Annotated in this window: 12 protein-coding genes; 9 read left to right on the forward strand and 3 right to left on the reverse strand. The window is 71.0% G+C overall.

The annotated features are described in order from the left end of the window. Positions 1-7: 7 nt before the first annotated feature. Positions 8-664 carry a response regulator gene (locus CXR44_RS27090; protein ID WP_180903721.1) on the reverse strand — a complete coding sequence of 219 codons (657 nt, stop codon included), beginning with the start codon at positions 662-664 and terminating at the stop codon, positions 8-10. Positions 665-753: 89 nt separating this feature from the next. Beyond that, entirely contained in the window at positions 754-2,031 is a 1,278-nt protein-coding gene (locus CXR44_RS27095) for a sensor histidine kinase (protein WP_101788965.1), read from the reverse strand. 166 nt (positions 2,032-2,197) lie between these two features. Between CXR44_RS27095 and lon the strand changes: the two genes are divergently transcribed. The 8 genes from lon to CXR44_RS27130 all read left to right on the forward strand — a co-directional run bounded on the left by lon (position 2,198) and on the right by CXR44_RS27130 (position 10,989). Further along, positions 2,198-4,570 carry an endopeptidase La gene (lon, locus tag CXR44_RS27100; protein WP_101788966.1) on the forward strand — a complete coding sequence of 791 codons (2,373 nt, stop codon included), beginning with the start codon at positions 2,198-2,200 and terminating at the stop codon, positions 4,568-4,570. A 614-nt stretch (positions 4,571-5,184) separates the two neighbouring features. After that, positions 5,185-6,135: a methionine ABC transporter ATP-binding protein gene (locus tag CXR44_RS27105; RefSeq protein ID WP_101788967.1), complete on the forward strand. Its 951-nt coding sequence runs from the start codon at positions 5,185-5,187 to the stop codon at positions 6,133-6,135. A 31-nt stretch (positions 6,136-6,166) separates the two neighbouring features. Further along, positions 6,167-6,823: a methionine ABC transporter permease gene (locus CXR44_RS27110; protein ID WP_101788968.1), complete on the forward strand. Its 657-nt coding sequence runs from the start codon at positions 6,167-6,169 to the stop codon at positions 6,821-6,823. Between the two features lie 10 nt (positions 6,824-6,833). Continuing rightward, complete coding sequence (locus CXR44_RS27115; protein WP_101788969.1) at positions 6,834-7,658, forward strand: MetQ/NlpA family ABC transporter substrate-binding protein; 825 nt, start codon at positions 6,834-6,836, stop codon at positions 7,656-7,658. A 137-nt stretch (positions 7,659-7,795) separates the two neighbouring features. Beyond that, positions 7,796-8,374, forward strand: coding sequence for a hypothetical protein (locus CXR44_RS27120; RefSeq protein ID WP_101788970.1), 579 nt, complete (start codon positions 7,796-7,798; stop codon positions 8,372-8,374). A 143-nt stretch (positions 8,375-8,517) separates the two neighbouring features. Then, the gene (locus tag CXR44_RS27125) at positions 8,518-10,053 is read left to right on the forward strand and encodes an AMP-binding protein (protein ID WP_101788971.1); all 1,536 of its coding nucleotides are present in this window, start codon (positions 8,518-8,520) and stop codon (positions 10,051-10,053) included. 73 nt (positions 10,054-10,126) lie between these two features. Further along, complete coding sequence (locus CXR44_RS41780) at positions 10,127-10,258, forward strand: hypothetical protein (RefSeq protein WP_281260303.1); 132 nt, start codon at positions 10,127-10,129, stop codon at positions 10,256-10,258. A 122-nt stretch (positions 10,259-10,380) separates the two neighbouring features. After that, positions 10,381-10,989: a cadmium resistance transporter gene (locus CXR44_RS27130; protein ID WP_101788972.1), complete on the forward strand. Its 609-nt coding sequence runs from the start codon at positions 10,381-10,383 to the stop codon at positions 10,987-10,989. Positions 10,990-11,261: 272 nt separating this feature from the next. Here the strand turns inward: CXR44_RS27130 and CXR44_RS27135 are convergent, their stop codons facing one another. Continuing rightward, the gene (locus tag CXR44_RS27135) at positions 11,262-11,711 is read right to left on the reverse strand and encodes a hypothetical protein (protein ID WP_101788973.1); all 450 of its coding nucleotides are present in this window, start codon (positions 11,709-11,711) and stop codon (positions 11,262-11,264) included. 253 nt (positions 11,712-11,964) lie between these two features. Here CXR44_RS27135 and CXR44_RS27140 point away from each other — a divergent pair, with 253 nt between their 5' ends. Further along, the gene (locus CXR44_RS27140; RefSeq protein WP_101788974.1) at positions 11,965-13,215 is read left to right on the forward strand and encodes a S1C family serine protease; all 1,251 of its coding nucleotides are present in this window, start codon (positions 11,965-11,967) and stop codon (positions 13,213-13,215) included. Positions 13,216-13,294 lie beyond the last annotated feature (79 nt).

Genomic DNA, 13,294 nt, shown 5'->3' on the forward strand with positions numbered 1-13,294 from the left:
CGTCGGGTCACTCGCCTGGGCGCACCAGGCCGGTCTCGTAGGCGTACACGATCGCCTGGGCCCTGTCGCGCAGGCCGAGCTTCATCAGCACGCGGCCCACATGTGTCTTGACCGTCTGCTCGGCCACGACCAGCCGTTCGGCGATCTCCTGGTTGGACAGCGCCTGGGCCACCAGGGTGAGCACCTCCGTCTCACGCTCGGTCAGGTCGGCCAGCCGCCTGGCCGTCGGGGCGCGCGGCCCGCCCAGCCGCGCGAACTCGTGGATCAGCCGTCTGGTCACGGCCGGGGCGATGAGCGCGTCGCCGGCGGCGACCACCCGCACGGCCTCGGCGAGCTGCGCGGCCGAGGCGTCCTTGAGCAGGAACCCGCTCGCCCCGGCCCGCAACGCCTCGTAGACGTAGTCGTCGAGGTCGAACGTCGTCAGGATGAGCACCTTGGGCCCGCCGCCGCCGGTCAGCAGCCGCCTGGCCGCCTCCAGCCCGTTCATCACCGGCATGCGCACGTCCATGAGCACCACGTCGGGCCGCAGCTCGGCGGCCCGCCGCACCGCCTCCTCGCCGTCGGCCGCCTCGCCCACCACCTCGATGTCCGGCTGGGCGCCCAGGAACACCCCGAACCCCGTCCGGACCATGCCCTGATCGTCCGCGATCAGCACCCGGATCACCCCACGACTCCCCTCACCATCCGGCCCTGCCGCCCGCGGCCCACCAGCGTCTCCCGTCGGCATCCCGCCCCGGGCGGGGTCGCCCCGGCTCATGACGGCCCCTCGGGGGCGGCGACCGGGAGGGTCGCCGTCACCTCGTAGCCGCCTCCGGTCACCGGGCCGGCCTGGAGGGTGCCCCCCAGCAGGGCCGCCCGCTCGCGCATGCCGACCAGCCCCTGCCCCGCTCCGGGTGCGCCGCCGGGAGAGGTGCCCGGCCCGTTGGCGACCCGCAGCCGCAGGCGGTCGCCGTCACGCGTGAGGACGAGCGTGACCGCCGCCCCCGGCGCGTGGCGCATCGCGTTGCTGAGCGACTCCTGCACGATCCGGTACGCCGACAGCCCGGCGGCCGGCGGCAGCCCGTCGAGCGGACCCGAACGCTCGACCCGCACGGTCAGGCCGGCGCTGCGGGCGTTGGCCGCCAGCTCGTCGATCCGGTCGAGGCCGGGCTGCGGCGCCGTGTCGGTGCGCCCCTCCTCGTCGCGCAGCACGCCGAGCACCTGGCGCAGCTCGGCGAGGGCCTCCAGCGACAGCGCGCGGATCTCCGCCAGCCCGGCCTCCAGCCGCGCGGCGTCGCCCGCGGCCGTCATCGGCACGGCCTCGGCCTGGATCGCGATGACGGACATGTGGTGGGCGACCACGTCGTGCAGCTCCCGCGCGATGCGGGCGCGCTCCTCCAGCACGAGCCGGGCGCCGAGCGCGAGCTGCGTGCGCCGCTCCTCCTCGGCCAGCCTGGCCGTGGCGCTGCGCCGGATGCGCACGTTGTGGCCGAACAGGACCGTCACCGTGACGACGACCGCGCCGATCGGCATGCTGACGGTGTCGATGAGCACCATGCCCAGCACGCTGACGACCCAGACGGCGAACGTGACGGGTCTGGCGCAGCGCACCGCCACCGAGTAGAGCACCAGGGTGTAGGCCAGGACGAACGGCATCGTGTACGGAATGGAGCCCTCAGGGCGGATGGCGACCATCACGAAGAGGTAGGCCGGGAGCAGCACCAGAGCCGTCCGCCAGGCCGCGAGCGGCAGGCGGTCGCGCAGCCCCAGCGGCAGTGAGACCGCCAGGGCGGGCAGGTGGAGCAGGCTGTCGTCGACCGGCAGCCTGCTCTCCAGGTTCCACGACTCGAGCTCGCCCAGCGTGCTCCCGTACAGCGTGTAGGCGAGCAGGAGGTCGGCCACCAGCGCCAGGTGCACCCGCTGGAACGGCAGCAGGACGGACAGGCGGCGCGGCACTCTCGGGGCCGTGAACCGCCCCGAACGCACCGGCGGCGGATCCGCTCGCCCCCGGAACAGCGCCAGCGCGAAGGGACGCACCGCTGCCGAGATCACCCGGCCAGCTTACGAGCCCGGCCAGGACCCGTGCATCAGCCTCAGGTCCTCATCCCCAGGTATGACTTACATGATTACGCTCGCTCTGAGCGAACATCGGCAAGCAAGGGAACATCCAGAGGCTCTGATGAATTGAGCCTGTATAACTCAACCCTTGGGAGTGCGCATGAGTGAGAGCTTGATCCTGCCGGTCCTGCCGCTCGATGACGCGGTCGTGCTGCCGGGCATGGTGGTGCCGCTGGACCTGTCCGACTCCGAGGTGCGGGCGGCCATCGACGCGGCGGAGTCGTCCAGCCGCGCATCCGGGCTCAACAAGCCGCGGGTGCTCCTCGTTCCCCGGATCGACGGCCGCTACGGCGCCGTCGGCGTGCAGGCCGTCGTTGAGCAGGTGGGCAGGTTGCCGGGAGGCGAGCCCGCCGCCGTCGTGCGCGGCGTCGACCGGGTGCGGGTCGGCACCGGCACCACCGGCCCGGGTGCCGCGCTCTGGGTGGAGGCCCTCACGGTCGACCCCGTCCCGGTGAGCGAGCGCGCCCACGAGCTCGCCAAGGAGTACAAGGCGCTCGCCACCACGATCCTGCAGAAGCGGGGCGCCTGGCAGGTGGTCGACCAGGTCAACCAGATCGACGATCCCTCCGTGCTCGCCGACAGCTCCGGCTACACGCCGTGGCTGACCACGGCCCAGAAGGTCGAGCTGCTGGAGGCCGCCGACCCGGCCGACCGGCTGGCCCGGCTGGTCGAGTGGTCCCGCGAGCACCTCGCCGAGCTCGACGTGGCCGAGACGATCCGCAAGGACGTCCAGGAGGGCATGGAGAAGCAGCAGCGCGAGTTCCTGCTGCGCCAGCAGCTCGCCGCGGTCCGCAAGGAGCTGAAGGAGCTCAACGGCGACTCCGCGGAGAGCGAGGAGGAGGACTACCGCGCCCGCGTGGAGGCCGCCGACCTGCCCGCGAAGGTCCGCGAGGCCGCGCTCAAGGAGGTCGACAAGCTGGAGCGGACCTCCGACCAGTCGCCGGAGACCGGCTGGATCCGCACCTGGCTCGACACCGTGCTCGACATCCCGTGGAACGACCGCACCGAGGACAACTACGACATCGCCGGCGCGCGGGCCGTGCTCGACGCCGACCACACCGGCCTCGCCGACGTCAAGGACCGCATCATCGAGCACCTGGCCGTGCGCAAGCGCCGCCAGGACAAGGGCCTCGGCGTGGTGGGCGGCCGCCGCAGCGGCGCCGTCCTCGCGCTGGCCGGCCCACCCGGAGTGGGCAAGACGTCGCTCGGCGAGTCGGTGGCGCGCGCGATGGGCCGCAAGTTCGTCCGCGTCGCGCTCGGCGGCGTCCGCGACGAGGCGGAGATCCGCGGCCACCGGCGCACCTACGTCGGCGCGCTGCCCGGCCGCATCGTCCGCGCCATCCGCGAGGCAGGCTCGATGAACCCGGTCGTCCTGCTCGACGAGGTCGACAAGGTGGGCGCCGACTACCGCGGCGACCCGACCGCGGCGCTGCTGGAGGTGCTCGACCCGGCCCAGAACCACACGTTCCGCGACCACTACCTGGAGGTCGAGCTCGACCTGAGCGACGTGCTGTTCCTGGCCACGGCCAACGTCCTGGAGGCCATCCCCGGGCCGCTGCTCGACCGCATGGAGGTCGTCACGCTCGACGGCTACACCGAGGACGAGAAGGTCGCCATCGCCCGCGACCACCTGCTGCCCCGGCAGCTGGAGCTGGCGGGCCTGACGGCCGAGGAGGTCGCGGTCGAGGACGCGGCGCTGCGCAGGCTGGCCGCCGAGTACACCCGCGAGGCCGGGGTCCGTTCGCTGGAGCGCTCGGTCGCCCGGATCCTGCGCAAGGTCGCCGCCAAGGACGAGCTGCCCGTCCAGGTGGACGCCGACAGCCTGGTCGACTACCTCGGCCGGCCGCGCTTCGTGCCGGAGTCGTCACTGCCGGAGTCGCGGCAGCGCACCTCGGTGCCGGGCGTCGCGACGGGCCTGGCCGTCACGGGCGCCGGAGGCGACGTCCTGTACGTGGAGGCGTCGCTGGCCGACCCGGAGACCGGCGAGACGGGCCTCACCCTGACCGGCCAGCTCGGCGACGTGATGAAGGAGTCGGCCAGGATCGCCCTGTCCTACCTCCGCTCGCACGGCGCGGAGCTGGAGCTGCCGGTCACGGCGTTGAAGGACCGCTCGGTGCACGTCCACTTCCCGGCGGGCGCGGTGCCCAAGGACGGCCCGTCGGCCGGCGTGACGCTGACGACGGCGCTGGCCTCGCTCCTGTCGGGCCGCCAGGTGCGCGGTGACGTGGCCATGACCGGTGAGATCTCGCTGACCGGGCGGGTGCTGCCCATCGGCGGCGTCAAGCAGAAGCTGCTGGCGGCGCACCGGGCGGGCATCACCACGGTGCTCATCCCGGCCCGCAACGAGCCCGACCTGGACGACGTGCCGGCCGAGGTGCGCGACGAGCTGACGATCCACACCGTCAGCGACGTGCGCGAGGTGCTGGACATCGCCCTCACCCCGGCCAAGGTCCCCTCCACGGCCGCCGCCTGACCGGGGCGGGCGCCCCGCCGCACCCCGTGGGGGAGCGGGGCGGTCGCGTACACAGGAGATCGACCATCGGCCGCGAGCGGCACGGCGAGACGCCCGGCCGGGGCTTGTGCCCCGGCCGGGCGTCTTCCGCGATCCGGCGCCCGCGCCGCAGCCGCTACCAGGCGGAGGAGGGGCTCCGCCGGCGACGGGCCCGCGCCGGAGGAGGGGCTCCGCCGGCGACGGGCCCCGCGCCCTGCGTGACCCGTACCGTGACGCGGATCACGTCGGCGGCCGGGAATAGCCCCATGTCCCCATGTCGTTGGCATGGGTTGTGAACGAGGCATACGCGAAAAGCCACGCGAGCGCCCACGCCGGCGTCCGGTGTCGCATGCGTATGGGGCGAATGTGTGCCATGGGCTGTCCGGCCCGCAGGTGCTGTCAGGCCGGCTGAGCAAGCCGCCGAGCAAGTCCGCCCGTTCCCTCCCCGATAGGTCACCCATGATCTCGCCAGGTTTCGTGCTGCGCAGGCTGAGCCACCTGCCGTTCCCCCCGGGCACCCGCTGACCCGCCGGTCTCGTTCCGGTCGTTGTTCGGTCCGCGCGGCGTGCGCCGCGCCCCAGTCGTGGGGATGTTCTGTGATCCAGGTGTCCGGCCTGCGCAAACTGTACGGTGACACCGTCGCGCTCGACGGTGTCGACCTGCACGTGCGCGAAGGCGAGATCTACGGCGTGCTCGGCGAGAGCGGCGCCGGCAAGAGCACGCTGCTGCGTTGCGTCAACCTGCTCGAGCGGCCCACCGCGGGCACCGTCACCGTGGCCGGCCAGGAGCTGACCGCGCTCACGGAGCGGGAGCTGAACCGCGCCCGCCGCCGCATCGGCATGATCCACCAGCACTTCGCGCTGCTGTCGTCGCGCACGGTCGCCGGCAACGTGGCCTTCCCGCTGGAGGTCATGGGCGTGCCCCGGGCCGAACGGCGGCGCCGCGTGGCCGAGCTGCTCGACCTCGTCGGCCTCGGCGGCCGGGGCGGTGACCACCCGCACCAGCTCTCCGGCGGCCAGAAGCAGCGCGTCGGCATCGCCCGCGCCCTGGCCGGCGACCCCGCGGTGCTGTTGTCGGACGAGGCCACCTCGGCCCTCGACCCGGCCACCACGCACTCCATCCTCGACCTGCTCAAGCGGCTCAACGCCGAGCTGGGGCTGACGATCCTGCTGATCACCCACGAGATGGACGTCGTCAAGAGCGTCTGCGACTCGGTCGCCATCATGGCGGACGGCCGGGTGCGGGAGTCGGGCCGCATCGCCGACCTGATCAGGACGCCGGGGTCGCGCCTGACGAGGGACATCTTCCCGCTGCCCGAGCCCGCCCCGCCCGGCTCGGTGACGCTGACGTTCACCGGCGACCCGCAGCGGCCGGTCGTGTCGGAGACGGTGCGCAAGTTCGACGTGGAGATCAGCATCCTGGGCGGCTCGATCGAGGAGCTCGCCGGCGGCTCGGTCGGCCGGTTGCGGGTCGCCGTCACCGGCGACACCGAGCCCGCTCTGGCCTACCTGCGCGAGCGCGGGCTGATCGTGGAGGTGGCCCCGTGAGCCCCCGCCCGTCCGTGACGGAGGAGAACCGATGACCTGGGACGAGATGGCGCCGCTGCTGGTGGAGGCCACCTGGCAGACCGCGCAGATGGTCGGCTGGTCCACGCTGTTCACCGTGCTCCTCGGGCTGCCGCTCGGCGTGGCGCTCGTGGTGTTCGACCGGGGCGGGCTGCTGCCGCTGCCGGCGGTGAAGACCGTTCTGGGCGTGGTCGTCAACGTGGGCAGGTCGTTGCCCTTCATCGTGCTGATGATCGCGATCATCCCGTTCACCCGGCTGGTCGTCGGCACGACGATCGGCACGGCCGCGGTGGTGGTGCCGCTCACCGTCGGCGCGGTGCCGTTCTTCGCGCGCCTGGTCGAGACGGCGCTGCGCGAGGTCGGCGCCGACGTGGTGCAGGCCGCCCAGGCCATGGGCGCGGGCCGGACGACCATCGTCGGCAAGGTGCTGCTGCCCGAGGCGTTCCCCGGGCTGGTGGCCGGGCTCACCGTCACCGTCGTCGCGCTCATCGGCTACTCGGCCATGGCGGGCACCGTCGGCGGGGGAGGGCTGGGCGACCTGGCCGTCAGGTACGGCTACCAGCGATTCGAAACCCTGATCATGATCGTGACCGTCGTGGTGCTGATCGTGATCGTGCAGCTCGTCCAGAGCCTCGGCGACGTGGTCGCCCGGCGTCTGTCACACAAGTAAGGAAAAAAAGATGAAATACCTGAGCGTAGTAGCCGCTGCCGTCCTGTCTCTGTTGCTGACCGCGTGCGGGTCGTCGCAGCCCGTCACCTCCAGTCCGGCCGAGTCGGCCGACACCGTGCTGAAGGTCGGGGCCACCCCGGTGCCGCACGCCGAGATCCTCACCTACGTCAAGGAGAACCTGGCCCCCGCCGCCGGGCTCAAGCTGGAGATCGTGGAGTTCACCGACTACGTGCAGCCGAACGTGCAGCTCGGTGAGGGCCAGCTGGCCGCCAACTTCTTCCAGCACAAGCCCTACCTGGACGACTTCAACGCCTCCAAGGGCACGAAGCTCAGCTTCGTCACCCCGGTGCACCTGGAGCCGCTCGGCCTGTACTCCAAGAAGGTGACCGAGCTGTCCGCGCTGCCGAACGGCGCCGCCGTGGCCGTGCCGAACGACGCCACCAACCTGGGCCGGGCGCTCAAGCTGCTCGCCGACAACGGCCTGATCACGCTGAAGGACGGCGTCGGCACCACGGCGACCGAGCGCGACGTGACCGGCAACCCGAAGAACCTGGCGTTCAAGCCGCTGGAGGCCGCGCAGCTCCCGCGCTCCCTCGACGACGTCGACGCCGCTGTGATCAACGGCAACTACGCCATCGAGGCCGGACTCAAGCCCGCCTCGCAGGCCCTGGTGCTGGAGAAGGCCGAGGGCAACCCGTACGCCAACGGCCTGGTCGTGGCGGCCGGGCACGAGAAGGACGCGAACATCGTCACGCTCGGCAAGCTGCTGCAGGACCAGAAGGTCAAGGACTTCATCAAGCAGAAGTACGCGGGCTCGGTGATCGCCGCCGAATAGTGTCGATATTTCCGATAGATCAGGATATTGCCTGCATTTAGGGCTATAGCGCTTCTCAAGGTATTTGTAAGCATTCGGCAATGGGGTCGGCGTACCCATGGGGGGACAGCAACACCTCTCCCGAGGAGGACCCGACCGTGCGAATCGTCTCGCGCATCCTGATCGGCGCCGCCGCCGCCACAGCCGTGGCCGTCGGCGCCCCGGTCGCCGCCCACGCGGCGACCCCCGCCGGCGCCCAGTCCGCCTACGAGGCGGACTGGGGCCCCTACTTCTCCACCGATCACCAGGCCAAGGCCACCGGTCACGTGAGCGTGGAGAAGAAGCCGTACAAGCACTGGTACTGGAAGACCGTCGTCGTCAAGAAGCGGGTCTGCAAGCCCGGCAAGAGCGGCCCCGCGCACTGCAAGATCGTCGTCACGAAGACCAAGAAGCGCGCGTGGGTGTGGAAGCACCACGACGTCTTCACCGTGCACAGCAAGCTCTTCACGGACAAGTGGTGGGGCGGCAGGAAGTGCGCGTGGGAGACCTTCAAGGTCGTCGAGCACGACGGTGACACGTACGTCAGGAAGTTCCGCAACTGCAAGAAGTCCCCGGCCGAGTTCTCCTTCTCCGGCAAGGACGCCGCCCACATCCTCGTGGACGTGAGCAGGGGCCACTTCGGCGGCCCGACCGGCCGACACTCCGGCTGGAAGGACGTCTACCACGCGGCCGCCTGATGTTCCCAGCGGACGGGCGGCACATGACGGGGCCGCGCTCTCGGCCGACGAGGCGCGGCCCGGTTCGTGTGGGCGAGAGCGCGGCCCCGTTCGTGCGGGCGGGGATCCTGGCGCGGGCGGCAATGACCGAATAGTGTTCGGCCATGCATCCGGGAGTCATCGCGGCAGCCACCCCTGACAAGCCCGCTGTGATCATGGCGGGCTCCGATGAGATCCTCACCTACCGCCGGCTGGACGAGGAGTCCAACCGCCTGGCCCACCTCCTGCGCGCCGCCGGGCTGCGGCGCGGCGACCACATCGCCTTCATGCTGCCCAACCACCCTCTCTTCCTGGCCGTGGCCTGGGCGGCGCACCGCTCCGGCCTGTACTACACGGCGATCAGCTCCCGGCTGCTGTCCGAGGAACTCGCCTACATCGTCGACAACTGCGGCGCCAAGGTGTTCCTGTCCAGCGCCGACCTGGCCGGCGTCGCCACCTCCATCACCGGGGCCACCCCCGGCGTCGAGCTGCGGCTCATGCTCGACGGCGTCGCCGAGGGCTTCACCTCCTACGAGGAGGCGGTGGCCGGGATGCCGGTCACCCCGATCTCCGACGAGTCGCAGGGCGCCGACATGCTCTACTCGTCCGGCACCACCGGCAGGCCCAAGGGGGTCAAACCCGGCCTGCCGAAGGCGCCGCTCACCGAGCCCGGCATGCTCTACCGGCTCATCGAGGGCCTGTTCAAGCCGGACTCCGACAGCGTCTACCTGTCTCCCGCCCCGCTCTACCACGCGGCGCCGCTGCGTTACTGCATGACCTTCCAGCGGCTCGGCGCGACGGTCGTGGTCATGGAACGCTTCGACCCCGAGCGGTACCTCGCGCTGATCGAGCGGCACGGGGTGACGCACACCCAGCTCGTGCCGACGATGTTCAGCAAGCTGCTCAAGCTGCCCGAGGAAACCCGCAAGGCGTACGACCTGTCGTCGCTGCGCTGCGCGATCCACGCCGCCGCGCCCTGCCCGGTCCCCGTCAAGGAACAGATGATCGACTGGTGGGGGCCGATCATCCACGAGTACTACGCGGGGACCGAGGGCAACGGCTTCCTCTACACCGACTCCCACGACTGGCTCGCGCACCGGGGCACCGTCGGCCGTTCGCTGCTCGGCACCGTACGCATCTGCGACGAGGCCGGCAACGAGCTGCCGGTGGGGGAGCGGGGGCTGGTCTACTTCGACAGCGGCATCCGCTTCGAGTACCACGGCGACCCCGGCAAGACCCGCTCGGCGCAGGACCCCCAGGGCCGGGGCTGGACGACCCTCGGCGACATCGGCCACCTCGACGCCGAGGGCTTCCTGTACCTCACGGACCGGCTCTCGTACATGATCATCTCTGGTGGCGTGAACATCTATCCGCAGGAGGCCGAGAACGTCCTGTCGGTGCACCCCAAGGTCGCCGACGTGGCCGTCTTCGGCGTGCCCGACGAGGAGATGGGAGAGCAGGTCAAGGCCGTGGTGGAGCCCGTGCCGACGGCCGAGGCGGGGCCGGCGCTGGAGGCCGAGCTGATCGCGTACTGCCGGTCCCGGCTGGCCGCGTACAAGTGCCCGAAGTCGGTGGACTTCCGGTCCGAGCTGCCGCGCCACGCCACGGGGAAGCTCTACAAGCGGCTGCTCAGGGACGAGTACTGGGCCGCCGGCCGATGAGCCGCCGCCATTGACGCCGCCGGCGGGCCGCTCGACACTGAAATCCACCTGTGCCGGCCCGTTGGGGGGCGTCATGCCCGAATGGCTGCTCGCGGTCCTCTTCCTCGTCGGACTGTTCGGCGTCGGAGGCGCCCTCTACGCCGTCCTCATCTGGCGGGACCGGGGCGACCCCGCGGTCGGCGACGGCACCCCGACGCGAGACTGACAGCGGCGGGACCGGGGCTGTACAGCCCGTACAGCCCTCTGCCGCAATGTCGCCGGGCTGATGGGCCCTCGCGGCCGGTAGGGTCGCCGGGGACATCTTGGCGTGGAAGGAAACGTCTCGGCGTGAGTGCGGGCATCATCGGGCAAGCGGCGGGATTGTTCGCCGTCACGAACATCGACGACATTCTGCTCTTGGCGTTGTTCTTCGCCCAAGGCGCCGGACATCGCGGAGCCGCCACGCGGGTGGTGGCCGGTCAATATCTCGGCTTCCTGGGCATCTCGGCGGTGGCGGTGGCAGCAGCGTTCGGCGCCACCTTCCTTCCCGAGCCGTTCCGGCCCTACCTGGGCCTGCTCCCGCTGGCCTTGGGCATCAAGGCGGGCCTGCAGGCGTGGAAGGACCACCGTGACGGGCGCAACGGAGACGGGCAGCCGGCTGAGGAACGTGCCGGGGGGCCGAAGGTCCTGGAGGTGGCCGCGGTCACCTTCGCGAACGGCGGCGACAACATCGGCGTGTACGTCCCCGTCTTCGCCACCGGCGGTATCGGCTCGATGGCTGTCTACGTCATCGTCTTCCTGGCCTTGGTGGCCGTGTGGTGCGTTGCCGGCCGATTCTTCGCCACTCGACCGGTCATCGCCAAGGCGCTGAGCCGGTGGGGCCACATCCTGCTGCCGATCGTGCTGGCCGGCATCGGCCTGTTCATCCTGATCGAAGGCGGCGCATTCGGGCTGTAGAGCTTCGTCACGAGGCGGCGTGCTCCGGTCCAGGTGAAGGTCGGCCTGCATGCGCCTGCCTGCCGCCTGGTGCTGGCCGGTCGCAACGCCGGACCCCCGCGAGCCACCGGGCGGATGCCCCGTCGATGCATGCCGAGGCTGATGGGCGCGCGCAGGCTGAGCCGTACTCGCCTCCTCGATCTCGTCGAGCCGGCCGAACATCGTCAGGTCGACGTCCACCATCGGGCAGCGGCTGCCCTGCCTCTCCGGACTGGCGGCCGGGCGGGGGCGGATCACGTCTCGTCGGAGCCGATCGCGGCGTCCAGCGCGCGCAGGGCGTCATCGTACTGGTGACGGTCGAACGGGAACGGACCGAATGCCGTGTAGTCGCGGGCCGGGCTATGGGGTTGCTCGAAGGAGGTCCAGATCACGAGGTCAGCTGTCACGGTGATGCGGGCCATGAGAGGCCAGCATCCCCACTCGCCGCATTCACACCCGAGAACAGGTGTCTTCGGCCCCATGGCGTTGGTGGATCGTCCGAGGAAGTGGTCCCGCATCGGGCCGAACCGGAAGAACTGCGGGATCAGACCGCCGTAGGCGTCGCCTGCGGGCTGCATCCCGGCCGTGATCTCGAACCTGTCGATCAGCTCGGTGAACGGTGTTCCGTCGACGCGGGGGACGATCACGAGCGCGCCGCCGTCGCCAAGTTGCCGGCAGTCGAACCGGATCTCCTTGCTGATCATCCACTGATTGTCTCAGCGAAGCCGCTCCCTCCTCCTCCCCTTTTTGCGGAGCCGCCGACCCTTGTGATCTACATCGTCAAGGCGGAGAGCGGTGAGTCGCGAGATCTTTCCGGCGGCTCAGGCTTGGGTGACCGAGCCCTCACCAGCGGTGATAAGGCGTCCGTCAGGCTTCTCGACCTGCTCCGATCACCGCCTTAACCTGCACTTACGCGGCTCTTGGCACCCTTGAGTCATCGGGACTTGAGGAGATGACATGAACACGAACGAGCCTGGCGAGCAGAAGAACGGCGGCTGGAGCCAGTTCGGTGACACCCCGCCCACGGCGGGTGGGTTCCCCCGGCGGGACACCCTGCACATGGGCCTTCCCACGCCCCCGCCGCCTCCTGCGGCGGCGAGGCCCCGCTTCTCTCCCGGTAGGAAGACCGTGGCGGGGCTCGCGCTCGCCGCGATGGCGCTCGGAGGCGGCGTGACGGGGGCCGCCGTGGCCACCGCGTTCCAGCCCGAGAGCGGCACCGTCGCGGCCGCTCCCGCCCCGGCGTCCTTCCGGCAGGCGTCGAGCACGCTGACGATCGCCGACGTCGCGCAGAAGGTGGAGCCGTCGGTCGTGATGATCCAGGGCAACAGCGGCGAGGGTTCCGGTGTGGTCCTGTCGGCGGACGGGCTGATCCTCACCAACAACCACGTGGTGCAGGGCGCCATGCAGGGCGGGCTGCAGGGCGGCGACGCCATGTTCACGGTCAAGTTCAGCGACGGCAAGACCGCCAAGGCGTCCGTCGTCGGCACCGACCCGTCCACCGACCTCGCGGTCATCCGCGCGGAGGGCGTCTCCGGGCTCACCGCCGCCACCATCGGCAACAGCGACTCGCTGCGGGTCGGCGACCCGGTGCTGGCCCTCGGCAGCCCGCTCGGCCTGCAGGGGTCGGTCACCGCGGGCATCATCAGCGCGCTGGACCGTACGCTCACCGTCGGCGGCGAGCAGCAGCAGATGCCCCCGGGCTGGGGGCAGCGCGGTCAGGCGGGCGAGACGACCACGATCGGCGGCGCCATCCAGACCGACGCCGCCATCAACCCCGGCAACTCCGGCGGCGCCCTGGTGGACGCGGCCGGCCAGGTGGTCGGCATCAACACGGCCATCGCCACCGGCGGCGGCACCGGCAACATCGGGGTGGGCTTCGCCATCCCCATCAACACCGCCAAGCAGGTGGCCGACCAGCTCATGAACGGCGGCAAGGTCACCCACGCGTTCCTCGGGGTGAGCGTCACCGACGCCACCGGTGACGTGCCCGGCGCCCTCGTCCGTCAGGTGACCGCCGGCAGCCCGGCGGACAAGGCCGGACTCAAAGAAGGCGACCTCATCACCAAGATGGGCGACAAGCCGGTCGATGGGGGAGATACAGTGGTTGGGCAGGTCAGAGGTTTCAAAGTGGGCCAACAGGTTCAGATCACATACGTGAGGGACGGCAAGGAGCAGACCGCCACCGTGACCCTCGCGGAGAAGAAATAACACACAGACCCCCTCACGGACGGGTGTGCCGTCGAGATCGCTGCGGACTCGGCGGCACACCCTCACCGTTGCGGGAAGC

It is taken from the genome of Nonomuraea indica, from assembly GCF_002850745.1.
Classification (GTDB): domain Bacteria; phylum Actinomycetota; class Actinomycetes; order Streptosporangiales; family Streptosporangiaceae; genus Nonomuraea; species Nonomuraea indica.

Bases quoted from the DNA above. Each gene is read 5' to 3' on its own strand.
- CXR44_RS27115 (WP_101788969.1), top strand. From the start codon at position 6,834: ATGAAATACCTGAGCGTAGTAGCCGCTGCCGTCCTGTCTCTGTTGCTG.
- CXR44_RS41780 (WP_281260303.1), top strand. From the start codon at position 10,127: ATGCCCGAATGGCTGCTCGCGGTCCTCTTCCTCGTCGGACTGTTCGGC.
- lon (WP_101788966.1), top strand. From the start codon at position 2,198: ATGAGTGAGAGCTTGATCCTGCCGGTCCTGCCGCTCGATGACGCGGTC.
- CXR44_RS27140 (WP_101788974.1), top strand. From the start codon at position 11,965: ATGAACACGAACGAGCCTGGCGAGCAGAAGAACGGCGGCTGGAGCCAG.
- CXR44_RS27125 (WP_101788971.1), top strand. From the start codon at position 8,518: ATGCATCCGGGAGTCATCGCGGCAGCCACCCCTGACAAGCCCGCTGTG.
- CXR44_RS27110 (WP_101788968.1), top strand. From the start codon at position 6,167: ATGACCTGGGACGAGATGGCGCCGCTGCTGGTGGAGGCCACCTGGCAG.
- CXR44_RS27135 (WP_101788973.1), bottom strand. From the start codon at position 11,711: ATGATCAGCAAGGAGATCCGGTTCGACTGCCGGCAACTTGGCGACGGC.